20 protein-coding genes and 1 tRNA gene are annotated in these 21,306 nt (G+C 72.5%); 6 read left to right on the top strand and 15 right to left on the bottom strand.

Annotation, left to right across the window (positions count from 1 at the left end):
• Positions 1-18: 18 nt before the first annotated feature.
• Both AA0Z99_RS05210 and AA0Z99_RS05205 read right to left on the bottom strand, forming a co-directional pair.
• Positions 19-2,025, bottom strand: a complete 2,007-nt coding sequence (locus AA0Z99_RS05210) for a S9 family peptidase (RefSeq protein WP_413320109.1) — start codon at positions 2,023-2,025, stop codon at positions 19-21.
• Positions 2,025-2,846 (bottom strand): SDR family oxidoreductase, encoded by an 822-nt coding sequence (locus tag AA0Z99_RS05205; RefSeq protein WP_413320107.1) that lies wholly within the window; start codon positions 2,844-2,846, stop codon positions 2,025-2,027. Before AA0Z99_RS05205 ends, AA0Z99_RS05210 begins: the two co-directional genes overlap by 1 nt.
• A 159-nt stretch (positions 2,847-3,005) precedes the next feature.
• On the opposite strand from AA0Z99_RS05205, the gene AA0Z99_RS05200 reads away from it, so the two are divergent.
• Genes AA0Z99_RS05200 through AA0Z99_RS05190 form a run of 3 tightly spaced genes read left to right on the top strand, consistent with a single transcriptional unit; the run spans position 3,006 to position 5,518 of the window.
• Positions 3,006-3,464 (top strand): NfeD family protein, encoded by a 459-nt coding sequence (locus AA0Z99_RS05200; RefSeq protein ID WP_413320105.1) that lies wholly within the window; start codon positions 3,006-3,008, stop codon positions 3,462-3,464.
• A 12-nt stretch (positions 3,465-3,476) separates the two neighbouring features.
• Positions 3,477-4,769 (top strand): SPFH domain-containing protein, encoded by a 1,293-nt coding sequence (locus tag AA0Z99_RS05195; protein WP_413320103.1) that lies wholly within the window; start codon positions 3,477-3,479, stop codon positions 4,767-4,769.
• Positions 4,766-5,518, top strand: coding sequence for a glycerophosphodiester phosphodiesterase family protein (locus AA0Z99_RS05190; protein ID WP_413320101.1), 753 nt, complete (start codon positions 4,766-4,768; stop codon positions 5,516-5,518). The genes AA0Z99_RS05195 and AA0Z99_RS05190 overlap by 4 nt, the downstream gene beginning before the upstream one ends.
• A gap of 8 nt (positions 5,519-5,526) precedes the next feature.
• On the opposite strand, the gene AA0Z99_RS05185 is transcribed toward AA0Z99_RS05190, so the two are convergent.
• The 10 genes from AA0Z99_RS05185 to AA0Z99_RS05140 all read right to left on the bottom strand — a co-directional run bounded on the left by AA0Z99_RS05185 (position 5,527) and on the right by AA0Z99_RS05140 (position 16,168).
• Positions 5,527-6,255, bottom strand: coding sequence for a glycosyltransferase (locus AA0Z99_RS05185; protein ID WP_413320099.1), 729 nt, complete (start codon positions 6,253-6,255; stop codon positions 5,527-5,529).
• A complete protein-coding gene (lnt, locus tag AA0Z99_RS05180) occupies positions 6,248-7,846 on the bottom strand; it encodes an apolipoprotein N-acyltransferase (protein ID WP_413320097.1) in 1,599 nt (532 codons plus the stop codon). Before lnt ends, AA0Z99_RS05185 begins: the two co-directional genes overlap by 8 nt.
• Positions 7,843-10,275, bottom strand: a complete 2,433-nt coding sequence (locus AA0Z99_RS05175; RefSeq protein WP_413320095.1) for a DEAD/DEAH box helicase — start codon at positions 10,273-10,275, stop codon at positions 7,843-7,845. The genes lnt and AA0Z99_RS05175 overlap by 4 nt, the downstream gene beginning before the upstream one ends.
• 13 nt (positions 10,276-10,288) lie before the next feature.
• The gene (tatC, locus tag AA0Z99_RS05170; protein ID WP_413320094.1) at positions 10,289-11,038 is read right to left on the bottom strand and encodes a twin-arginine translocase subunit TatC; all 750 of its coding nucleotides are present in this window, start codon (positions 11,036-11,038) and stop codon (positions 10,289-10,291) included.
• A 54-nt stretch (positions 11,039-11,092) separates the two neighbouring features.
• Positions 11,093-11,293 carry a twin-arginine translocase TatA/TatE family subunit gene (gene tatA / locus AA0Z99_RS05165; RefSeq protein ID WP_413320092.1) on the bottom strand — a complete coding sequence of 67 codons (201 nt, stop codon included), beginning with the start codon at positions 11,291-11,293 and terminating at the stop codon, positions 11,093-11,095.
• Positions 11,294-11,357: 64 nt separating this feature from the next.
• Complete coding sequence (locus AA0Z99_RS05160) at positions 11,358-12,311, bottom strand: helix-turn-helix transcriptional regulator (RefSeq protein ID WP_413320090.1); 954 nt, start codon at positions 12,309-12,311, stop codon at positions 11,358-11,360.
• On the bottom strand, positions 12,308-13,438 hold the full coding sequence (locus tag AA0Z99_RS05155; RefSeq protein ID WP_413320088.1) for a helix-turn-helix transcriptional regulator: 1,131 nt from the start codon (positions 13,436-13,438) through the stop codon (positions 12,308-12,310). The genes AA0Z99_RS05160 and AA0Z99_RS05155 overlap by 4 nt, the downstream gene beginning before the upstream one ends.
• On the bottom strand, positions 13,438-14,418 hold the full coding sequence (locus tag AA0Z99_RS05150; RefSeq protein WP_413320086.1) for an FKBP-type peptidyl-prolyl cis-trans isomerase: 981 nt from the start codon (positions 14,416-14,418) through the stop codon (positions 13,438-13,440). Before AA0Z99_RS05150 ends, AA0Z99_RS05155 begins: the two co-directional genes overlap by 1 nt.
• 29 nt (positions 14,419-14,447) lie before the next feature.
• The gene (locus AA0Z99_RS05145) at positions 14,448-15,482 is read right to left on the bottom strand and encodes a tRNA (adenine-N1)-methyltransferase (protein ID WP_413320084.1); all 1,035 of its coding nucleotides are present in this window, start codon (positions 15,480-15,482) and stop codon (positions 14,448-14,450) included.
• Positions 15,479-16,168 (bottom strand): HAD family hydrolase, encoded by a 690-nt coding sequence (locus AA0Z99_RS05140; RefSeq protein ID WP_413320082.1) that lies wholly within the window; start codon positions 16,166-16,168, stop codon positions 15,479-15,481. Before AA0Z99_RS05140 ends, AA0Z99_RS05145 begins: the two co-directional genes overlap by 4 nt.
• A gap of 97 nt (positions 16,169-16,265) precedes the next feature.
• Here AA0Z99_RS05140 and AA0Z99_RS05135 point away from each other — a divergent pair, with 97 nt between their 5' ends.
• A complete protein-coding gene (locus AA0Z99_RS05135) occupies positions 16,266-17,351 on the top strand; it encodes a PAC2 family protein (protein ID WP_413320080.1) in 1,086 nt (361 codons plus the stop codon).
• On the opposite strand, the gene AA0Z99_RS05130 is transcribed toward AA0Z99_RS05135, so the two are convergent.
• The 3 genes from AA0Z99_RS05130 to AA0Z99_RS05120 are packed head-to-tail and all read right to left on the bottom strand — an operon-like array spanning position 17,348 to position 20,753.
• The gene (locus AA0Z99_RS05130; protein WP_413320078.1) at positions 17,348-18,613 is read right to left on the bottom strand and encodes a cysteine--1-D-myo-inosityl 2-amino-2-deoxy-alpha-D-glucopyranoside ligase; all 1,266 of its coding nucleotides are present in this window, start codon (positions 18,611-18,613) and stop codon (positions 17,348-17,350) included. The two genes, AA0Z99_RS05135 and AA0Z99_RS05130, sit on opposite strands and share 4 nt — an antisense overlap.
• Entirely contained in the window at positions 18,613-19,446 is an 834-nt protein-coding gene (locus AA0Z99_RS05125) for an undecaprenyl-diphosphate phosphatase (RefSeq protein WP_413320076.1), read from the bottom strand. The genes AA0Z99_RS05130 and AA0Z99_RS05125 overlap by 1 nt, the downstream gene beginning before the upstream one ends.
• A gap of 14 nt (positions 19,447-19,460) precedes the next feature.
• Positions 19,461-20,753 (bottom strand): M20/M25/M40 family metallo-hydrolase, encoded by a 1,293-nt coding sequence (locus AA0Z99_RS05120; protein ID WP_413320074.1) that lies wholly within the window; start codon positions 20,751-20,753, stop codon positions 19,461-19,463.
• 90 nt (positions 20,754-20,843) lie between these two features.
• Here AA0Z99_RS05120 and AA0Z99_RS05115 point away from each other — a divergent pair.
• A tRNA-Leu gene (locus AA0Z99_RS05115) sits at positions 20,844-20,929 on the top strand.
• A 137-nt stretch (positions 20,930-21,066) separates the two neighbouring features.
• Positions 21,067-21,306: a PspC domain-containing protein gene (locus AA0Z99_RS05110; RefSeq protein WP_413320072.1), complete on the top strand. Its 240-nt coding sequence runs from the start codon at positions 21,067-21,069 to the stop codon at positions 21,304-21,306.

Raw genomic sequence — 21,306 nt, 5'->3', positions numbered from 1 at the left:
GCTCGAGGCTGCGGGGCCTCAGCCGTGGTTCTTCGGCGTCGGCAGGTGCTTCGCCCACCACGCGAGGATGTGCTCGAAGCGCTCCACGCGGTGCCGCGGCTGGCCGGCGCGCGTCAGCTCGTGATCCTCGCCCGGGAAGAGCAGCAGTGCCGTCTCCACGCCGTTGCGCTTCAGCGCCGCGAAGTAGCGCTGCCCCTGCTCGGGCGGGCACCGCCAGTCCTGCTCGGAGTGCACGACGAGGGTCGGCGTCCGCACCCGGTCGACGTGCGCCATCGGCGACTGCGCGCGCACCGCATCCGGGTCGTCGCCCGTGTACTCGCCCGAGAAGAACCAGCCGATGTCGCTGGTGCCCGCGAACGAGACAGGGTCGAGGAACCCGCGCTCCACGACCGCCGCCGCGAAGCGGTGGTCGTTGGCGATCGTCCACGCCGTCAGGTAGCCGCCGTAGGAGCCGCCCATGATGCCCAGCCGCTCGGCATCGAGCTGCGGGTGCGCGTCGAGGCTCGCGTCGAGGAAGTCGAGCACGTCGTGCAGGTCGACCGTGCCCATCTGCTGCTTGATCGCGAGACCGTGCTCGCGGCCGTAGCCGGCCGAGCCGCGCGGGTTGCACTGCACGACGGCGTAGCCCGCGTCGACCGCGACCTGCGCCTCGTCGAAGACGCCGACGCCGTACTGCGCGAAGGGGCCGCCGTGGATGTTCAGCAGCACCGGGTGGGGCCCCTCGCCCTCGGGCAGCCACACCCAGCCGTGCACGCTCGCGCCGTCGCGGGCGGTGAACTCGTGCTCGGTCGGCAGGGCGATGCCGGCCTCGGCCAGCGGCGCCCCGAAGTCGGTGAGCACGGTGAGCCCGCGGTCGTCGAGCACCGCCACCTCGCCCATGGAGGTCGGCGTGTGCACCGTGGCGACGGTGACGCCCTCGCCGACGCCGTGGCCGATGACCTCCAGGTCGCCGCCGATCAGCTCCTTCGTGCCGCCGCCCGTGACGTGCACGAGGCGGTTGCGACCGCGCCGGCGCTCTTGCACGAGCACGCCGTCGTCGACGACGGTCGCGTGGCTCGAGGGCTCGCCCAGGTCGACCGTCGACTCGTCGGTGACCTCCTCGGGGTGCGCACCCGCGTGCTCGAGCACGAAGAGCTGCGTGGAGCGGGCGACGAAGTCGCGGCCCGACTCCCCCACCGTGCTCGCCAGCAGCACGTAGCCGCCGTCGGGCGTGGCCAGCACCTGGCTGACGCTGAGCCCGGCGCGCGACGAGAGCACGGTGTGCGGCTCGCCCTGCTCGACGCTCGCGTCGAACTCGACGACCGCGTTCAGCAGGTCGTCGTCGCGCGTGTCGTGGCGGGCGGTGATGCAGAGCACCCGCTCGCCATCGCTGGAGAACACCGGGGCCGCGTGGTCGAACTCGCCGTGGCTGAGCCGGATGGCCACCGGGGTGGCAGCGACGTCGTCCTTCGTCGACTCGTCGTCGTGCGGGTGCGAGGCGCGGGGGTAGTGCGGCTCGGCGTCGAGGTCGGGCAGCGCGGTGGCGAACAGGTGCACGTGGCGGCCGACGAGGCTGCCGATGCCGTTCGCGAGGCTGCGGTTGCGCGTGATCAGGCGAGGCGACTCCTGCGTGGCGGAGACGCCCTCGACGGAGCCGTACCGCCCCGGCTCGACCACCATCGCCGTGAACGCGATGCGGTCGCCGGAGGGCGAGACGGCGAACTCCGTGACGCCGCCGCGCTCGGAGGTCACCTGCACGGGCTCGCCGCCCTCGACCCGCATCGCCCAGACCTGCGGCGTGTCCTCCGCGTCGCCGCGCAGGAAGAGCACGGTCTCGCCGCTCGGCGTCAGCTGCGGCGCGCGGTCGGCGATGCCGCCCGTGAGGCGACGGCGCGCGCCGTCGCGCAGGTCCACCCGCCAGAGCTGGCCGACGGCGCGGTTGGCGCGCAGGCTCGGCCGCGAGGTCGCGACGATCGCGAAGGCGCCGCTCGGGTGCACCGCGGGGCGCGAGAGCGAGACGAGCTGCTCGATGTCCTCAGCGCGCATCAGGCACCCGCTCCCGCGGTCCGCGCGCCGAAGCCCTGGGTGCCCTCGGCCTCGCCGAAGCCCGACACGTCGCCCACCAGGCGCGTGCGCTCCGCCGGCACCGGCTCGACGGCGGCGAGGGCGACCTCGCGCGCGAACTCCTCGACGTCGTACAGCTTGCCCGCATCCTCGCGGCGGCTCGCGATCGCTCCCGGGTTGGCCCGCTCGAGGAGCGTGGCGGTGATGGTGCCCTCGATCATGTCGCCAGAGACGACGACGAGCTCGATCCCGCGCTCCTGCAGCGCCGGGATCCGCTCGCGCAGCGCATCCTCGCCCGCGCGCTTCGACAGCGCGACCGCCTCGTACTCGGGCATCGTGGGCGTGGTGCGGATGAAGTGCGCCTGGTGGCTCGTGACGAAGACGACGCGCGCCCCGTCGTTGAGGACCTCGAGCGCTGCTTCCAGCAGCGCGACCTGCGCGTCGCGGTTCAGCCGCATCGCGTAGTCCTCGCCCATGCCGCTCTCCATGCCGCCGGAGGCGTTCATGACGAGGATGTCGAGCCCGCCGAAGCGCTCGCGCGCTGCCTCGAACATGGAGGCGAGGCTCGCGGCATCCGTCAGGTCCGCCTGCACGGCGAAGGCGTCGACGCCCTGCGCCTGGGCGGCGGCGACGACCTTCTCGGCGCGCGGGGCCTTCGCGCGGTAGTTGACGACGACGTCGGCGCCGGCGCGCGCGAGCAGGTCGACGGTCGCGGCGCCGATGCCGCGGCTCGAGCCGGTCACGAGCGCGGTGCGCCCGGTCAGCGATCCGGGTGCGAGGGCGGGCGGGGTGGTCTCCGTCACGGTAGCTCCTTACGTTCCCCACGACCCTACTGTGCGCGGCCCCTCGGCCACGGTGCCCGGCGACGCGGACGGGAGCATCCCGGGGGCGCACCCGACGCCGCGACCCATCCCCTGCGCGAGCCTCGACGCCGTCCAGCCTCCGCTCCATATGCTGGGGGCGTGGATCTCGCCCAGTACGCATGGATCGCGTGGCTCGTCGTAGCGCTCGTGTGCTTCATCATCGAGATGGTGACGCTCGAGTTCACGTTCCTGATGATCGGGCTCGCATCGGTCGTGGGGCTCACCGCGAGCATCACCGGCCTGCCGCCGTGGGCCCAGGTGCTGATCGCTGCCGCCGCGGCGCTGCTGCTGTTGCTGCTGGTGAGACCCAAGCTGCTCAACCGGCTGCACGAATCGGGCGAGGTCAACAAGCAGGGCATCGAAGCGCTGCTGGGCATGTCGGGCGAGGTCACTCGCTCGTTCGTGCGCGGCGCCGGCGAGGTGACGCTCTCCAACGGCGACATCTGGACCGCTCGCCTCTCCCCCGCGGTGCAGCCGCGAGACCCCGACGTCGGCGAGCGCATCGTCGTCACCGCCATCGAGGGGGCGACGGCCGTCGTCGTCCCCGCACAGCGATAAAGGAGCCATCACATGCCGTTCGACGGACAATTCATCCTCGGGGCGTTCCTGCTGGTCGTGGTGATCCTCGTCGTCCTGTTCGTGCTCGTCACGCTCTTCAGGTCGATCAGGATCATCAAGCAGGGCTTCACCGGCGTGGTCGAGCGGCTCGGTCGCTTCCACAAGGTGCTGCAGCCGGGCCTCAACTTCCTGGTGCCGTTCATCGACCGGGTCTCGTACCACGTCGACATGCGCGAGCAGGTGCGGTCCTTCCCGCCGCAGCCCGTGATCACGGAGGACAACCTGGTCGTGTCGATCGACACGGTCGTCTACTTCCAGGTCACCGACGCGCGTGCCGCGACCTACGAGATCGCCGACTACCTGTCGGCCGTCGAGCAGCTGACGACCACCACGCTCCGCAACGTGGTCGGTGGCATGAACCTCGAAGAGGCGCTCACGAGCCGCGACACCATCAACGGCCAGCTGCGCAACGTGCTCGACCAGGCGACCGGCAAGTGGGGTCTGCGCGTCGGCCGCGTCGAGCTGAAGGCGATCGACCCGCCCCACTCCATCCAGGACTCGATGGAGAAGCAGATGCGCGCCGAGCGCGACCGTCGCGCCGCGATCCTGACGGCCGAGGGCTCGAAGCAGTCGCAGATCCTCGAGGCAGAGGGTCTGCGGCAGTCCGAGATCCTGCGCGCCGAGGGTCAGGCCAAGGCGCAGGTGCTGCGCGCCAAGGGTGACGCCGAGGCCCAGGTGCTGCTCGCGAAGGGTGAGTCGGAGGCCATCGAGCGCGTGTTCGCCGCCATCCACGAGGGTGACGCCGACAACAAGCTGCTCGCCTACCAGTACCTGCAGACGCTCCCGAAGCTCGCCGAGGGCGACTCGAACAAGCTGTGGATCATCCCGTCGGAGCTCACGGACGCGCTGCAGCAGGTCGGCAAGGGCTTCTTCGAGGGCAAGGCGGAGGTCCCCTTCCAGAAGCCGGAGGGCAAGCGCACCTCCGAGCGCGCGGAGGCGTCGATCCTCGACGAGACCTTCCAGGCGGACTCGGTCTCCGACGTCGAGGTGCCCTCGATCGCCGAGACGCTGCAGGCGAGCGGCATCGACCCGAAGGACGCGGGCCGCATCGACAGCGTCTCGTCGTCGACGTCGCTGGCCGACGAGACGCCGAGCGCCGCGTACGACGAGGCCCTCGAGACGGTCCGCGAGGTGAAGGCCGACGCTCCGCAGGTCGACATCGACCCGAACCAGGTCGACGTGCCGCCGGTCGACCCGAACCGCCGCTCCGGCGAGTCCGACGAAGGCCGGCCCTCGCAGGCGTGACGACGTTCCTGACCCCGGCGCCGCCGAGGGTGCTGGCCCACCGCGGCCTCGCCCTCGGCGCGCCGGAGAACTCGATGCTGGCGTTCATCGCTGCGGTGGACGCCGGTGCCACGTTCCTCGAGACCGACGTGCACGCGACGGCCGACGGCGTCGCCGTGCTCGCCCACGACCCCGCCCTCGATCGGGTCGCCGGGCGCGACATCGTCATCGAGCGGACGCTGTGGAAGGATCTCGGCGCCGTCGACCTCGGTCAGGGCGAGACCGTGCCCGGTCTGCGCGAGGCGCTGCTGGCGCTGCCCGACGCGAAGTGGAACATCGACCTGAAGTCGGATGCCGCGGTGATCCCCGCGGTGCGCGCGGTCGTCGAGGCGCGGGCCGCAGATCGGGTGCTGCTGACCTCGTTCTCCGAGCGTCGCCGCGCGCAGGCCAAGGCGCTGCTGCCGGCCGTGGCCACCAGCGCCTCGCAGTCGATCGTCGTGCGGGCGCTCGCAGCGCAGCGCCTCGGGCTGCGCGGGCCCCTCCGACGCATCCTCGAGCCCGTGGTCGCGCTGCAGGTGCCGCGCCGGCACAAGGGCGTCGAGATCGTGACCGAGCGATCCGTCGCCGCGTTCCAGCGCGCGGGCGTCGAGGTGCACGTCTGGACCGTGAACGAGCCGGCGGAGATGCAGGAGCTGCTCGACCTCGGCGTCGACGGCCTCGTCACCGATCGCTGCGACCTCGCGCTGCCGCTGCTGCCCTCGGCTCGCTGAGCGCGGCGTCAGCGCGGCGGCTTGGGGAGCGCTCGCACGCCAGCGAGGCCCCACTTCGTGACCGCGCCGAGCGTGCCGAGCTCCTCGAGCACGCGCATCTTCGAGCTGCCGATCGCGCGCTCGATGAAGCCGATCGGGACCTCGGCGATGGTTCCGCCCGCCTGCGCGACCCGCACGGCCAGGGCGATCTGGAAGGCGTACGCGTCGACCTGGATCGCGTCGAGGTCGAGCTGCTCGAGGATGCGCGTGCGGTACACGCGCAGGCTGCTCGTGAGGTCCTTGACCCCGGTGGAGAGCATCGCGCGGGCGTAGGCGTTGCCGATCTGCGCCGCCCAGCGTCGTCTGACGCCCATGTTGCGCACGTCGCTGCCCTCGACGAAGCGCGAGCCGATCACCAGGTCGACGCCCGACTGCGACAGCGCCAGCAGCTCCGGCAGGCCGTCCGCGTCGTAGGAGCCGTCGGCGTCGGTGACGACGACCCTGGTCGCGCCCCGCGACATGGCGAAGCGCATCCCCTCGATGACCGCGGAGCGATAGCCGCGCGAGGTGCGGTGGACGACCAGCGTGCCGGCGTCGGCCTTCGCGAGCCTGTCGGCGAGCTCGCCGGTGCCGTCGGGGCTGCCGTCGTCGATGATCACGAGCTCGGCGTGCGGCACGGACTGCCGCAGCCTGCCCACCGTGCGCTCGAGCACCTCGACCTCGTTGTAGCTCGGCACGACGATCATCACGTCAGGCATCCGCTCTCCTTCGATCCAGTGCGCCCGCGACCCCGAGACCGGCGAGCGCGAGTGCGCCGCCGAGGCAGAGCGTCCAGTCGATCCATGCTCCCAGACGGATGCCGGGGGTCACGGTCGTCGACAGCGGGAGATCCTCGAGCATCGTCCCAGGAGCGTACTGCGGCAGCCGGTCGAGCATGGTGCCGTCGGGAGCGATCATCGCGCTCGTGCCGACGGTCGAGATGTTGACGAGCGAGCGACCGGCCTCGACAGCGCGCAGCTGCGCGATCGCGAGCTGCTGCACGTTCTCCGCGGAGCCCTCGCCGAAGTCGGCGTTGTTCGTCGGGGCAAGGATGATCTCGGCGCCGTGCTCGAGCACCATCTCCCGCGCCAGGTGGTCGTCGATGATGTCGAAGCAGATCGCGACGCCCGCGACGGTGCCCGCGACGTCGAAGGCGTTGGCGCTGGAGGGATCGACGGAGAAGTCGCGCGGGATGAGCTCGAGGAACCCGAGCGCGTCGAGGATGGGCCCGAAGACCTCGCGCTGCGGCAGGTACTCCGCGAAGGGCACGGGGTGGCGCTTGCGGTACTCCGCCACCGGCCCCCGGCCCGGCTCGACCTGCAGCAGCGCGTTGTAGGTGTCGTCGCCGTCGCGGGTGACGGTGCCGACGACGAGCGGGGCATCGAACCCGGTGGTGACCCGGTCGAGCGTCGCGATGATCGAGGGCGTCTCGTCGGCGTAGAACTCCGCCGCGTTCTCCGGCCACACCAGCAGGTCGAGCTCCTCGCCCGAGAGCTCGCGGGTGGCGTCGACGTGCTGCTGCAGGATCTCGCCGGGCACGCGCGGCGCGAGCAGGCCGGCCTCGCTGTCGCCCTGCACGGCACCGACGCGGAGGCTGCTGCTCTGCTGCACGGGGAACGCGGGGATGGCGACGAGGGCGATGAGGGCGAGCGCGCCGATGGTGAGCCTGCGTCGCAGCATCGTCCGGTGGTGCAGCACCAGCTGCACCACGAGCGCCGCGGTCGCGGCGAGCAGGAAGCTCAGGCCCGAGAACCCCACCCAGCTGGTGGTGTCGGCGAGCGGGCTCGACGCCTGCGAGTGCGCGAGGCGACCCCAGGCGAAGCCGCCCCAGGGCACCGTCGACGAGAGCGTCTCGCGCAGCGTCCAGATCGCGCCGAGCAGGAGCGGGAGCAGCAGGAACGCGCCGACAGGCCCTGCGGTGCGCGGCTCTCCCCAGCGCCAGCCGAGCGCGATCGCCATGCCGCCCACGCCCCACCAGGCCGACATCCAGACGCTGAGGGCGATGAGCGGCACCGGCCCGAGGTAGACGGTGATCCACTGGATGTGGATGAGGAAGAAGACGAGCCCCGTCGCGAAGCCGAGGCCGAAGGCCGCACCGAGCGAGCGCCCCCGCAGCGCCAGCATCGCCAGCGCGACCGCGGGCACGACGAGCGGCCACCCGTCGAACGGCTGAAAGGCGAAGGGCAGCAGCGCGCCGGCGAGGATGGCCGCGCCCCACGCGTGCAGTGCCGGCAGCGGCTGTCGCGCGCGCGTGCGGCGGGCGCGCGGCTGGATCCCGGCGCCGCTGATGGGGTTGCTGCGCAGAGTCACAGCGCCGATCCCGACGCCTCGACGACGCCGCGGCGGATCGCTGCGACGGCGTCTCGCGCCGTGCGCGACAGCCGCTTCGGCGCGACGTGCTCGATCTGCTCGAGCACGTCGATCGTCTGCTTCGTCCAGCGCACGAAGTCCCCGGCCGCGAGCTCGGTGTCGCGGAGCACGCCCTCGAGCGGGTAGCCGCGCGCCCAGCGGTGCATCGCGAGCGTGAGGCCGGTCTGCGGAGGCTCCGAGCCCGGCAGGCCGTGCGCCCGCTCGATGTCGTCGAGCTTCGCCCAGAGCGCGTGCGTGGCGTCGAGCGCGTCGATGAACGCGCCCTTCGGCAGCATCCGCTCCGGCAGCATGCCGTCGTCGCGGCGGCCCTCGAAGACGAGCGCGCATGCGAGCGCCGCCAGGCCGGCCGCATCGAGCCCGCTCCAGAGACCGTGACGGATGCTCTCGGCGACCAGCAGGTCGCGCTCGCCGTAGATGCGGCGCAGCACGTCGCCCGCGGCCGAGATCGTCGCGCCCGCTGCGCCGTCCTCGACGTAGCGCAGCTCGCGCAGGATCTCGGTGATGCGGTCGAAGCGCTCCGCGACGGCGCCGGTGCGCCTGGCGATCTGGCGCTCGAGCTTCTCGACATCGCGGTGCAGTCGCCAGTAGCGCTCGCCCCAGCGGGCATGCGACTCGCGGTCGGGGCACGCGTGGCACGGGTGCCGCCGCATGGCCGCGCGCAGCGATGTGAGCCGCTGCTGGATGCGGTCGTGCTCGCCGTGCCCGAGACCAGGCCGCTGCGCGTCGCGCTCCAGGTCGGCCAGCTCGCGGCGGAGGCGCGCGTACTCCGAGAAGTCGCCGAGGTGGCACGACATCGACTCGGCGTACCCGGCGAGGCTCGCTCGCTGGTCGACGACCTTCCGTGCCAGCTGCACGACCGAGCGATCGGCCTGGAACTGCGCGAACGAGGTCTCGAGCACCTCGCGGGTGCCGGGGACGCCGAGCCGGTCGATCAGGTTGACCGCCATGTTGTAGGTCGGCGAGAAGCTCGAGTGCAGCGGATAGGTGCGGCGCGAGGCGAGCGAGGCCACCTCCACGGGCTGCAGCTTGCCGCTCCAGACCACGACCGCGTGGCCCTCGGTGTCGATGCCGCGACGACCGGCACGACCCGTCAGCTGCGTGTACTCGCCCGGCGTGATGCGCACGCGCGCCTCGCCGTTGAACTTCTCCAGCTGCTCGAGCACGACCGTGCGGGCGGGCATGTTGATGCCCAGCGACAGGGTCTCGGTCGCGAAGACGACCTGCAGCAGCCGTGCGCGGAAGAGCTCCTCGACGACCTCCTTGAACACCGGCAGCATGCCGGCGTGGTGCGCGGCGACGCCGCGCTCCAGCCCGTCGATCCACTCGAAGTAGCCCAGCACCCCGAGGTCGGCGTCGTCGAGCAGGCGCGTGCGCTCGTCGACGATCGCGCGGATCTCGGCGCGATCCTCAGGGCTCGTCAGGCGCACGCCGCCGTCCACGACCTGCCTGACGGCCGCGTCGCATCCGGCCCTGGAGAAGATGAAGTCGATCGCCGGCAGCATCTCGCGCTCGTCGAGCTGCGCGATCAGCGCGACCCTGTCCACGCGCTGCGGCCCGCCGCCTCGCCACGGCTGCCCGTCGCGCTGCCTGCCGCGCCCGCCGCCCCGCGCACCGCCTCGCGAGCGGTGCCGGTTGTGCCCGCCGCGGTCTCGGTGGCCGTGGGAGGCGGATTCGGCGAGGTCGGTGCCGCGCGCGAGCTCCTGCAGCTCGCGGCTGGGCCGGTGGGTCGCCTCCCCCTGCTTGGAGTCGAAGAGGTCGACGAGGCGACCGCGGATGTGCACGTGCGCGTCGAGCGGCACGGGCCGGTGCTCCGACACGATGACGCGCGTGTCACCGCGCACGGCGTCGAGCCAGGCGCCGAACTCCTCGGCGTTCGAGACCGTGGCGGAGAGCGACACCATCCGCACGTGGCGAGGCAGGTGGATGATGACCTCCTCCCACACCGCCCCTCGGAAGCGGTCTGCCAGGTAGTGCACCTCATCCATCACCACGTACTCGAGCTGCGTCAGGTCGCGCCCCTCGTAGAGCATGTTGCGCAGCACCTCGGTCGTCATCACGACGATGCGGGCGTCGCCGTTGATGCTCGTGTCGCCGGTGAGCAGACCCACGGAGGCGCTGCCGTAGGCCTCGGCGAGCTCGCGGTGCTTCTGGTTCGAGAGCGCCTTCATGGGCGTGGTGTAGAAGACGCGCCCGGTGGGGGCGGCCATCGTCAGGTGGATGGCGAACTCGGCCACGACGGTCTTGCCGGCGCCGGTCGGCGCGGCCACGAGGACGCTCGAGCCCTCCTCGATCGCCTCGCACGCCTCGCGCTGGAACGGGTCGAGCCCGAACGGCATCGCCTTCGCGAACGCCTCGGTGGCGATGGTCATGACCGGGCCGCCCTCATGCAGCCATCCTCGCATCCGCCTTCGCCGCTCGCTTCGCCCTGCGGCGGTCGACGAGCAGCGCGACGCCTGCGGCGGCGAAGTAGAGCACCACCATCGGCACGGCGATGATGAACATGCTCAGCACCTCGCCGGCGGGCGTCACGAACGCGCCGAAGAGCGTGGCGGTGAGCACCGCCCAGCGCCATCCCTTGAGGATGGCCTTGCCGGAGATCACCCCCGCGAGGTTCAGGAAGACGACCACGACCGGCAGCACGTAGGCGACGCCGACGGCGAAGACGAGCTTCAGCGAGAAGTCCCAGTAGTCGGTCGCGCCGAGGAAGGCGGTGAAGCCCTCGGGCGCGAAGCCCACGAAGAGCCGGATGATGCGGGGCAGCACGAACCAGCCGGTGGCGCAGCCGATGACGAACAGCGGCACCGCGGCGCCGATGAACCCGAAGACGTAGCGGCGCTCGATGGTGCGCAGCGCCGGCACGATGAAGGCGAGCAGCTGCCAGATCCAGATCGGGCTGGCGATGATGAGGCCGAGCAGGAAGCCGATGCGCAGCTGCAGGTCGAACGACTGCGTGATGTTCGTGATGTTGAGCTCGACGTCGAGCCCGGCGGCCTGCAGCTCGAGCAGCGGAGCGCTCAGCAGCTGCAGGAGCGGCGCCGCCAGGAAGAAGCCGCCGATCGCGGCGACCAGGATGGCTGCGCCCGAGATGTAGAAGCGGCGCTTGAACTCGCGGAGGTGCTCCGTCAGCCGCATCCGGGCCTCGGGACTCCGCTTCCGGTCGGCCGTGCGCCCGTCTCGGGCCATCGGCTACTTCCGGTCGGTGCTGGTGGCCGCGTCGTCGGCCGTCGGGTCCTCCGAGCGACCGTCCTTGACTTCCCGCTTCAGGATGTTGACCGACTGGCCGAGGCTGCGCGCGAGCGCCGGCAGCTTCGCGGCGCCGAAGACCAAGACCACGATGATGAGGATGACCCACCAATGCGATGCCGCATTGCCAAAGAATCCAGTCATGTCCGCCCCTCGCCCCAGTCTCGGTCGTCACCCATCCTACCGTGCCGCGCGATCGGCGGGAGCGTCAGGCGTGCGGCGACCGGGCCTCGTCGCCCGCGGCCTGCGCGAGCGCTTCGACCGCGAAGCGGTGCATCGCGCTGCGCAGGCTGTCGGGCGCGACGATCTCGGCGTCGCCGCCGCAGCTCGCGACCGCGCGCAGCACGCTCGCCTCGCTCCACACCTCGATCTCCAGCCGCACGCGATCGCCGGAGACCGACACCGGGTCCGAGGTGGCGTAGTCGGCGAGCATCGCCGCCGCGGCGCGCGTCGCGATGACCTGCGCCGCGCCCGTGACCGATCGCTCGTGCGCCGGCAGCGCCTCCGGCCAGGCCTCCTGCGTCGCCTCGATCGCCTCGATGCGGTCGAGGCGGAAGGTGCGCATGCCCTGCCGCTCGAGGTCGGCGGCCTCGACGAAGACCTGCCCCTCGTGCAGGTCGAGCTTCACCGGCGCGATGCGCCGTCGCTGCGAGCCCTCGTCGGGCTTGCGGTAGTCCAGCGCCAGCACCGTGCGATCGCGGATGGCGTCGCGGATGCGCTGCGCGGCGAGCGGGACCGCGAGGGTCTCGACCGCGACGGTCTCGGCGCCCTGCGATGCTGCGCGGCGCAGCTTCTCGCGCAGCGCGGCGACGCGCTCGGGCGAGGCGTCGGTGTAGCCGGCGACGAGCGAGAGGCCGGCGATGAGCGCGCTCGCCTCCCGGGGCGAGAGCCGCACCGTCTCATCCTCGAAGGCGGGCCGCATCGTCACCGAGATGGTGTCGTGCTGCTCGAAGGCGTCGAAGTCGATGTCGAAGCGGATGAAGTCGCCGGCGCCGTCGGGGACCCCCGCCATGAACACGCGCGAGACGGCCTCGCGGATCCGCTGCTCCGGCACGCCGAAGTGCCGGGCGGCCTCCTGCACCGTGACGGTGCCCGAGGCGGTGACGTACTGGATGAGCGAGAGCAGCAGGCCGATGCCACGCTCTGCGCGACCGAGGCTCATGCGCCGCTCCCCCGCGCGGCGGCCCGCGCGTCGGCCGCATCGGCCGGTGCCCCCGCCTGCGCGTGCGCGTCGCGGATGCGCTCGAGCCGCTGGCGCACGAGGTCTCGCTGCTCGGCGGGCCAGACGACGGCGACGTCGCTGCCGAAGCCCGTGAGCTCGTCCGCGATCAGGTGCCGATCGGAGTGGTGGACGATGAGCAGGCCGTCCTCCTCCACCGTGTCGCGCCGATGGCGCAGCCGGATGTCGGCATCGCTGCCCGGCACCGCGTGCACGCCGACGCGCGCGCCCGCCCAGATCTCCTCCAGCTTGGCCAGCGCCGCCTCGGCAGCGTCGGCGGGCACGTCGAAGGGCTGCTTCGCCGCGCGGTCGCGCACGGGCGAGGTGATGCGCTGCATGAGGAAGGTGCGCGCGTCCTCCGCACCGAGGTCGAAGCCGACCAGCAGCCAGCGGCCGCGGAACAGCACCGTCGCCCACGGCTGCACCGTGCGCGTGCGAGGGGTGCGCTCGCCGGGCTTCAGGTAGTCGAAGACGACCTCGCGGCGACGGTCGGCGGCTCGCTTCAGCGCTTGGAAGGCGCCTTCTCGCGGGCGCTGCCTGGCTTGGATCACGGAGGCGGTGGTGACCGCGCCGGCGGTGGTCGCGCGCGGGCCCTCGCCGGCGTCGTCCATCGGGTGCGCGGCCGTCGCAGGCTCCGTCGTGCGACCGGGCGTGCGCTCGAGCGGCAGCCCGCCGCGGAACTCCGGGTCGGCGCGCAGCTTGAGCGCCGCGCGCTGCGACTCCTCGGTGAGCCCGCCCTCGTGCCACACGCGCAGCGCGAGGTCGAGGAGGTCGCGCTCCTCCGCGTCGAACTGCAGCTCGGCTGGATCCCCGAGCACGCCGTCGAGCACGCGGTAGCGGGCCTCCTGGTTGCTGTCGTCCCCCGGCGGCTGCACGACGTCGATGATGATGCCGTGCTCGCGCAGCGCATCCTTGTCGCGCTCGAACATGCGCTCGAGGGCGTCGCCGTGCGGCTGGCCCTGATAGCCGGCGACGCGCGCGAACAGCTCCTGCTTGGTGAAGCCGACGCCCGTGTCCACGAGCGCCAGGAGCAGCGAGAACTGCCGCTCCTCGGCTTCGATCCGGGTCATCAGCCGGCAGCGGGCTCGAGCGCGGCGAGGATGTCGATGACGAACAGCAGGTGCTGTCCCTCGCCGATCGACGCAGGCCGCGTCATCGGGTCGCTGTAGCCGAGCTCCTGCGGGATGGAGACGACGACCTGGCTGCCGATCGGCTGACCGACGACCGCGTCGACGAACCCGGGGATCAGGTTCGCGTCGTCGATGGTCATCGCCGACGGTGCGCCGCGCTCCCACGAGGAGTCGAAGACCTCCTCCGTCTCCCAGACGATGCCGGTGTAGTGCAGCAGCACGCTGTCGCCCTCGGCGACCTCCTCGCCGGTGCCCCGGATGCTCTGCATGACGGTGAGCTCCTCGGGAGCCGGACCGCCCGGGAACGTCACGCCGGGGGTGCCGTCGGTCGCGAGCGCGATGGCAGGCATCCCCTGCTGGCCCGGGCGCGCGCTGCCCTCCGCGCGGCCGGGGTGCACGGCCGTCACGTCGAGCACGACGACCGCGGTGTCGGCGGGCGCGATGTCGAGCTCGGCGGAGGTCGCACCGGCGCCGAAGAGCTCCTCGATGGTCGTCGTCAGCACGACGCTCGAGCCGGGCGCGGCGCACGAGACGGCCTGGCTGAGGGTGGACTCGCCGCCGGCGGCGAGCCGCAGCGGCTCAGCAGCAGGGGCGGTCGCGCCCGCGGACTCGAACGACGAGGCGATCTCTGCGCCGGTCTTGCCGGAGTAGACGACGTAGTCGGCGTCGACGACCTCGCTGCCCTCCACGCGCTCGCCCTCGCCGCCGGAGTGGGAGACCTGGTTCCCCTCCGTCACGAGCGGCCGGTCGAAGTCGACGGTCGGTGCGCCCTCCCCGCGCTCCACCTGCACCTGGCTGGAGGCGCTGCCCGGCTGCAGCGCGGGCTCGCAGCCGTCGAGGCTGCTCGCGGGCGCTCCGCAGGCGGTGAGGCCGGCGGCTGCGACGAGCAGCGCGGCGATCGAGAGGGGGCGTGTGCGCACAGCAGGGCCTTTCGAGGTCGGGGACCGGGTCAGTCTACCCGCGGCGCGTCGTCGCCCGGGCCCTCGTCGTCGCCGCCGCCAGCATCGGTCGACCCGCCGCCGGCCGCGATCGCATCCGCCTGCCGCACCGCGTCGCGCCGCGCGCGACGCGCGCGCTTCGCGCTCGGCACCCGATCGCCCAGCGCGCCGGGGGTCCAGGCCTCGATGTCGGCATCGGCGAACTCCGCCTTCGCCGCGCGACGCCGGAACGAGGGCAGCTCGACGCCGTCGGCGACCCGGCGCGCCGTCATCAGGAACCCGGTGTGCGCGACCATGCGGTGGTCGGGGCGCACGGCGAGCCCCTCGACGTGCCAGCCGCGCACGAGCGTCTCGGTCGACTTGGGCGCGGTGAAGCGGCCATCGGCGCGGATCGCCTCGACCACCCGGGAGAGCTGCGTCACGGTCGCGACGTAGCAGAGGATGAGCCCGCCGGGCCGCAGCGCGCGCGCGCTGGCGTCGACGCACTCCCAGGGCGCGAGCATGTCGAGCAGCACGCGGTCGGCCTCGCCGTCGGCGACGTGCGCATCGAGCTCCTCGGCGAGGTCGCCGAGGACCGTCTGCCAGTTCGCGGGTCGCTCGCCGAAGAAGCCGGCGACGTTCGCCTCGGCCACGTCGCGGAACTCCTCGCGGCGCTCGAACGAGACCAGCCGCCCGGTGCCGTGGAGCGCCCGCAGCAGCCACAGGGAGAGCGCGCCGGAGCCGACGCCCGCCTCCACGACGGTGAGGTCCGGGTGGATGTCCGCGAAGCCGACGATGTGCGCGGCGTCCTTCGGGTAGATGATGGCCGCGCCTCGCGGCATCGACATCACGTAGTCGTGCAGCAGCGGCCGGATCGCCAGGTGCTCGGCGCCCCCGACCGTGATGAGCGAGCCGTCGTCGAGGCCGACGAACTCCTCGTGCGGCATCGCCCCGCGCTGCGTGCCGAACTGCTTGCCCTGGGTGAGCACGATCGTGTGCATCTTCTGCTTCGGTCCAGTGATCTGGACGACGTCGCCCCACTGGAACGGGCCGGTCTTGCCCATCATGCCCGGGCCTCCTCGAGGGTCGCGGTGATGTCGCCGACGCCGCGGCCGGCGAGGGTCGGCCAGTGGACGACGCCGTCGAGCTGCGAGACGTCGACGGCGTGCGGCACGCCGATCGTGACGAGGCCGGCGGCGAGCGCGCTGCGGGCGCCGTTCAGGGAATCCTCGACCGCGACCGAGCGCGCGGCATCGGCACCGAGCAGCTCGAGCGCGCGCAGGTAGGGCTCAGGATGCGGCTTGCCCTGCTCGCACTCGTCTCCCGCGACGGTGGCGGCGAAGGGCGATCGGCCGAGCCGGTCGGCGAGGGCGGCCTCGACGCGGTCGACGATCTCTCGGGTCGACATCGTGACGAGCGCGACCGGGATCCCCGACTCCAGCAGCTCGCGGAGCAGCTCGATCGCCCCGGGCCGCGCGGGCAGGTCGTCGCCGAGGGCCTGCAGCACCTCGCCGACGAGGCGCGCGACGATCGCGTCGGCCTCGAGGGGGACGCCCTTCGCGATGAAGCTGCGCGCGCCGTCCCAGAGGTCGACGCCGACGAGCGCCTCCGCCTCCTCCCGGCCCCACGGGATGCCGTGCTCGGCGGCGAGCCGCGCCTCCGCGGCCATCCACTGGGGCTCGGTGTCGACGAGGGTGCCGTCCATGTCGAACAGCACGGCGTCGACGGCGGGAGCGGGCGCAGGCGAGGTCACCGAGCAAGCCTAGACCGCTCCGGGAGGCGTGCCGCTTCGGGGGACGTACCGCTCCGGGGGACGTAGAGTGGGCCTTCGACGTGAGGAGGTGCCGCGAGTGGCACGAGGACCGATCGAGGGCCGCACCATGGTCGTCGCGTTCGAGGGCTGGACCGATGCCGGGGATGCCTCCAGCAGTGCCGTGAAGCGGCTGATCGAGGCGTGCGGGCTCGAGGCCTTCGACGAGATCGAGCCCGATGAGTTCGTCGACTTCGGCGTGCACCGCCCGGTCGTGCGCACGCTCGACGACGGCACCCGCGCGCTGCAGTGGCCTGCCACCATCGCCTACGCACCCACGCGGCCCTCCGCGAAGACCTCGCTGGCGGAGGATGCCGGCTTCGACGTCTCGACCGGCAACGAGGGCGAGGTCTTCGCGCTCGTCGGCGCGGAGCCCAGCCGCAACTGGACGGCGTTCGCCGCCGAGTTCATGGAGATCGCCCGCGGGTGCGAGATCGAGGCGATCGTCTTCGTCGGCTCGATGCTCGCCGACGTGCCCCACACCCGGCCCATCGCCACGACCACCACGAGCGACAGCCCGCCGCTGCAGGCGAGGCTCGGGGTGCTCCAGAGCGAGTACGAGGGCCCCACGGGGATCATGAGCGTGCTCGCCCTGCTCGCGCAGGAGGCTGGCATCCACACCGCGTCGCTGTGGGCGTCGGTGCCGCACTACGTGCACAACGCGCCCGCCCCGAAAGCCGTCGTCGCGCTGCTCGACCGGCTCTCCGAGATGCTCGACGTCACCATCCCGCTCGGCGACCTCCCCGAGCAGGCCGGCGAGTGGGAGCGCGGGATCGACGAGATCACCGAGCGAGACGACGACATGCGCGCCTACATCGGCAAGCTCGAGGAGCAGCGCGACGCCGTCGAGAGCCCGGAGGCCTCCGGCGAGGCGATCGCCCACGAGTTCGAGCGCTTCCTGCGCGACCAGAACGGCAAGCCCCGCCAGGGCGGGCGAGCCGCTGCCGCTCCCCCGCTCTCGGCGCCTGACGCCGGCACCGAATCGCCCGTCGACGACGCGCCGGGCGCGGACGCGGGCGCGCCGGATGCCGGATCGCCCCACGACGCGCACCGGCACGACGAGCCCGACGGCGACGACGCGCCCGGAGACGACGACACGCCCCGGGACGACGCTCCGCCGGTCTAGGCCGAGCGGGGCTCGATCCCGCGCAGGTCGATGCCGAGCAGGGCGTCGATCGCCGCGAGGCTGCCCTCGTCGGCCGGCGCGCGCAGCGCGAAGGCGTCGACGGCCTGCAGCGCCGCAGGCGTGTTCAGGTCGTCCTGCAGCGTGACCCGCAGCCACGGCACGATCGACTCCGAGAGCGAGGGGTCGTCGTCCGGCACCCGCGACCACGCGATCCAGCGATCGAGCCGCGCCTCGGCGTCCTCCAGGTCGCGCGCGAACCACTCCCAGTCGTCGCGCCAGTGGTGCGCGAGCAGCGCCAGCCGGATGGCAGCAGGTCGGGCGCCCTCCTCGAGCAGTCGCGACACCAGCACGAGGTTGCCGAGCGACTTCGACATCTTCTCGCCCTGGAACGCCACGAGCCCCGCGTTCAGGCGGGCCTGGCTGAAGAGGCTCGCGCCGAGCGCCACGGCGTGGTGACCCTGCAGCTCCTGGTGCGGGAACCGCAGATCGCGCCCGCCCGCGGCCACCGTGAACGGCGCTCCGAGCTCCTCCATCGCGATCACCGTGCACTCGACGTGCCAGCCGGGCCGACCGCGACCCACCGGCGACTCCCAGGCCGGCTCCCCCGGCCGCGCCGCGCGCCACAGCAGCGGATCGAGCGGCGAGCGCTTCCCCGGCCGATCCGGGTCTCCCCCGAACTCGCGCGTCAGCTCGAGCATCTGCGCGGCATCCGTCCTGCTGCCCTCGCCGACGGCGAAGCGGCGCTGCCGCGTCGTGTCGAAGAGCACGTCGTCGCCCTCGGCTCCTGGCGTCTCGACCCGGTAGGCGTCGCCCGTCCGCAGCATCCGCTCGACCGCCTCCGCGATCGGCTCGATGCGCTCCGTCACGGCCACCCAGGAGTCCGGCGGCAGGATCCGCAGTGCCTCCATGTCGCCGCGGAACAGCTGCTGCTGGCGCTCGGCGAGCTCTCGCCAGTCGACGCCGTCGCGCGCAGCGCGCTCGAGCAGCGGATCGTCGACGTCGGTCGAGTTCATCGCCGTGCGCACGTCGATGCCGGCGTCGAGCCACACGCGCGTCAGCGTGTCGAAGGCGAGGTAGGTGAAGGCGTGGCCGATGTGCGTCGCGTCGTAGGGCGTGATGCCGCAGGTGTACATGGATGCGGCGGGTCCCTGCGGCAGCACCGCGCGCGCATCGGTGCGCACGTCGTGCACGCTCGGCGCCTCGCCCCGGCCGAGGCCGAGCTCGGCGAGCGAGGGCACGCTCGCGCGCTCCCAGCTGCGCATCAGAGGGCCTCGATCCAGCCGGCGCTCAGCGCGATGAGCAGGAGCGCGCCGAGCGCGATGCGGTAGACCACGAAGGGCAGGAAGCTGCGGCGCGAGATCCAATCCATCAGCCACTTGATGACCGCGAGCCCGACGGCGAAGGCCACGAGCGTGGCGAGGATCGTCGGGCCCCAGCCGAGCCCGATCGCGGAGGGCTCGCTGAGCGCCTGCGCGGTCTCGTAGATGCCGGCGCCGAAGACGGCGGGCACGGCGAGGAAGAAGGCGTACTTCGCCGCGGCGGGTCGCTCGTAGCCGAGCACCCGACCCATGGTCACGGTGGCGCCCGAGCGCGAGACGCCGGGGATCAAGGAGAGCACCTGGGCGAGGCCGATGAGCAGGCCGTGCCGGTAGGTGGTGGTCTCGAGGGTGTGCACGCGCCGGCCGAGCATGTCGGCGAGGCCGAGGATGATGCCGAAGACGATCAGCACGGTCGCCGTGATCCAGAGGCTGCGGAGCTGGTCGCGGATGAGGTCCTGGAACAGCACGCCCGCGATGACGATCGGGATGGTGCCGAGGATCACGAGCCAGCCCATCTTGACGTCGGGGTCGCGGCGATCGACCTTGCCGGAGAACTGCTGGAACCACTTCCCGATGATGCGGGTGATGTCCTTCCAGAAGAAGATCACGACCGCCAGCTCGGTGCCGATCTGCGTGATGGCGGTGAAGGTGGCACCCGGATCCTCGGCGCCCGGGAGGAACAGGCCCGCGATGCGCAGGTGCGCGCTCGAGGAGACGGGCAGGAACTCGGTGGCGCCCTGGAGCGCACCGAGGATGATCGCGATCAGCCAGTCCATGGTGGAAGAGATCCTCAGTAGGTCAGCAGCAGGTCTTCGAGCACGTCGGTGCCGAACTCGAGGGCGTCGAGCGGCACGCGCTCGTCGACACCGTGGAACATCGCCGCGAAGTCGAGATCGGGCGTGAGCCGCAGCGGCGCGAACCCGTAGCCCGCGATGCCCAGCGCGGCGAGCGACTTGTTGTCGGTGCCGCCGGAGAGCATGTAGGGCAGCACGGGAGCCCCGGGGTCGTGCCGGCCGATCGCGGCCGTCATCGCCTCCACCAGCTCGCCGCCGAAGGGATGCTCGAGACCGATGTCGCCGTGCACGAGCTCGACCTCGATGTCGTCGCCGACGAGCGCGCGGATCGCGTCGATCGCCTCCGCCTCGCGGCCCGGCAGCGGGCGCACGTCGATGCGCGCCTCCGCGACCGAGGGGATGACGTTGTGCTTGTAGCCGGCGTCGAGCATCGTCGGGTTGGCCGTGTGGCGCAGGCTCGAGCGCAGGAATCGCGAGACCGTGCCCGTCTGCTCCGCCACCGCATCGGGATCCTCGGCCTCGACGTCGAGCATCGCAGCGATGCCGTCGATGAGCCCCCGAGTGGTGTCGGTCAGCTCGACCGGGAACTCGTGCGCGCCGACAGCCGCGACCGCGCGCGCGAGCTTCGTCACGGCGTTGTCGCGCATGTGCTGCGAGCCGTGGGCCGCGGTGCCGCGAGCGCGCAGCAGGATCCACTGCAGCGCCTTCTCGGCCGTCTGCAGCAGGTACGCACGCTGCCCGGCGACGTCGATGGAGTAGCCGCCGACCTCGCTGATGGCCTCGGTGGCGCCGGCGAAGAGCTCGGGGTGGTGCTGGACGAGCCACTGGGCGCCGTAGGCCCCGCCCGCCTCCTCGTCGGCGAAGAACGCGAGCACGAGGCCCCGTCGCGGCTTGCGGCCGCTGGCCAGGATCCGCTCGAGCGCGACCAGGATCATCGCGTCCATCTGCTTCATGTCGACCGCGCCGCGACCCCACAGCAGGCCGTCGCGGATCTCCCCGGCGAAGGGGTCGACGCTCCACTCGGAGGCGTCCGCCGGCACGACGTCGAGGTGGCCGTGCACGACGAGCAGCGGCAGGCTCGCATCCTCGCCCTCCACGCGCGCAACGACGCTCGCGCGGCCGGGCGCCGACTCGAAGGTCTGGCTCTCGACGCCCATCGACGCCAGCACGTCGGCGACGTACGCCGCGGCATCGGCCTCGCCGCTCGAGCGACCGCCGCCCCAGTTCTGGGTGTCGAAGCGGATGAGGTCCCTGGCGATGCGCGCAGTGCGGGTGAGTCCATCGGTCACCTGCCAAGGCTAGTGGGCCGCTGGTGGTCGTCGCGGGCCTCGGGGTCGTGGTAACGTCTTCTCTTGGTCCACCAAGTGGTCCGACACCTTGCGCGGGTGGCGGAAATGGCAGACGCGCTAGCTTGAGGTGCTAGTGCCCGTATTAGGGCGTGGGGGTTCAAGTCCCCCCTCGCGCACAGTGAGAGGCCCGGAGCAGCAGCTCCGGGCCTCTGCTCGTCCTCGGCCTCGCGCGGCTCGGAGACTCCCGCTCCTGACCGGCGGAGCGCGGCCGATCCCCGGGTGAGTGCCCAGGTCTCGCGGCTAGCGTTGGCGCATGTCGATCTTCAACGCCATCCGCTCGAGCGGCTTCCGCCGCGGTCCCGCACGCCTGCTCGGCGGCATCTGCGGCGCCCTCGCACGGCACCTGAACCTCAACGTGTGGCTCGTGCGACTGCTGACGCTGCTGCTGTTCGCCCTCCCGGTGGTGGGGTGGGGCGCCTACGCCATCATCTGGATCCTCACGCCGAACCAGCAGGGCTCGATCCCCGTCGAGCGCTGGCTCGGGCGCCGCTGA

Source organism: Agrococcus phoenicis (genome assembly GCF_047302415.1).
Taxonomy (GTDB): domain Bacteria; phylum Actinomycetota; class Actinomycetes; order Actinomycetales; family Microbacteriaceae; genus Agrococcus.
Note: the sequence above shows the minus strand (reverse complement) of the source record. Positions and strands in the feature narration are given on the sequence as shown.

Bases quoted from the DNA above. Each gene is read 5' to 3' on its own strand.
- AA0Z99_RS05160 (WP_413320090.1), bottom strand. From the start codon at position 12,311: ATGAGCCTCGGTCGCGCAGAGCGTGGCATCGGCCTGCTGCTCTCGCTC.
- AA0Z99_RS05195 (WP_413320103.1), top strand. From the start codon at position 3,477: ATGCCGTTCGACGGACAATTCATCCTCGGGGCGTTCCTGCTGGTCGTG.
- tatA (WP_413320092.1), bottom strand. From the start codon at position 11,293: ATGACTGGATTCTTTGGCAATGCGGCATCGCATTGGTGGGTCATCCTC.
- AA0Z99_RS05175 (WP_413320095.1), bottom strand. From the start codon at position 10,275: ATGACCATCGCCACCGAGGCGTTCGCGAAGGCGATGCCGTTCGGGCTC.
- AA0Z99_RS05110 (WP_413320072.1), top strand. From the start codon at position 21,067: ATGTCGATCTTCAACGCCATCCGCTCGAGCGGCTTCCGCCGCGGTCCC.
- AA0Z99_RS05145 (WP_413320084.1), bottom strand. From the start codon at position 15,482: ATGATGGGCAAGACCGGCCCGTTCCAGTGGGGCGACGTCGTCCAGATC.
- AA0Z99_RS05155 (WP_413320088.1), bottom strand. From the start codon at position 13,438: ATGACCCGGATCGAAGCCGAGGAGCGGCAGTTCTCGCTGCTCCTGGCG.
- tatC (WP_413320094.1), bottom strand. From the start codon at position 11,038: ATGCGGCTGACGGAGCACCTCCGCGAGTTCAAGCGCCGCTTCTACATC.
- AA0Z99_RS05185 (WP_413320099.1), bottom strand. From the start codon at position 6,255: ATGCCTGACGTGATGATCGTCGTGCCGAGCTACAACGAGGTCGAGGTG.
- AA0Z99_RS05210 (WP_413320109.1), bottom strand. From the start codon at position 2,025: ATGCGCGCTGAGGACATCGAGCAGCTCGTCTCGCTCTCGCGCCCCGCG.
- AA0Z99_RS05130 (WP_413320078.1), bottom strand. From the start codon at position 18,613: ATGCGCAGCTGGGAGCGCGCGAGCGTGCCCTCGCTCGCCGAGCTCGGC.
- AA0Z99_RS05125 (WP_413320076.1), bottom strand. From the start codon at position 19,446: ATGGACTGGCTGATCGCGATCATCCTCGGTGCGCTCCAGGGCGCCACC.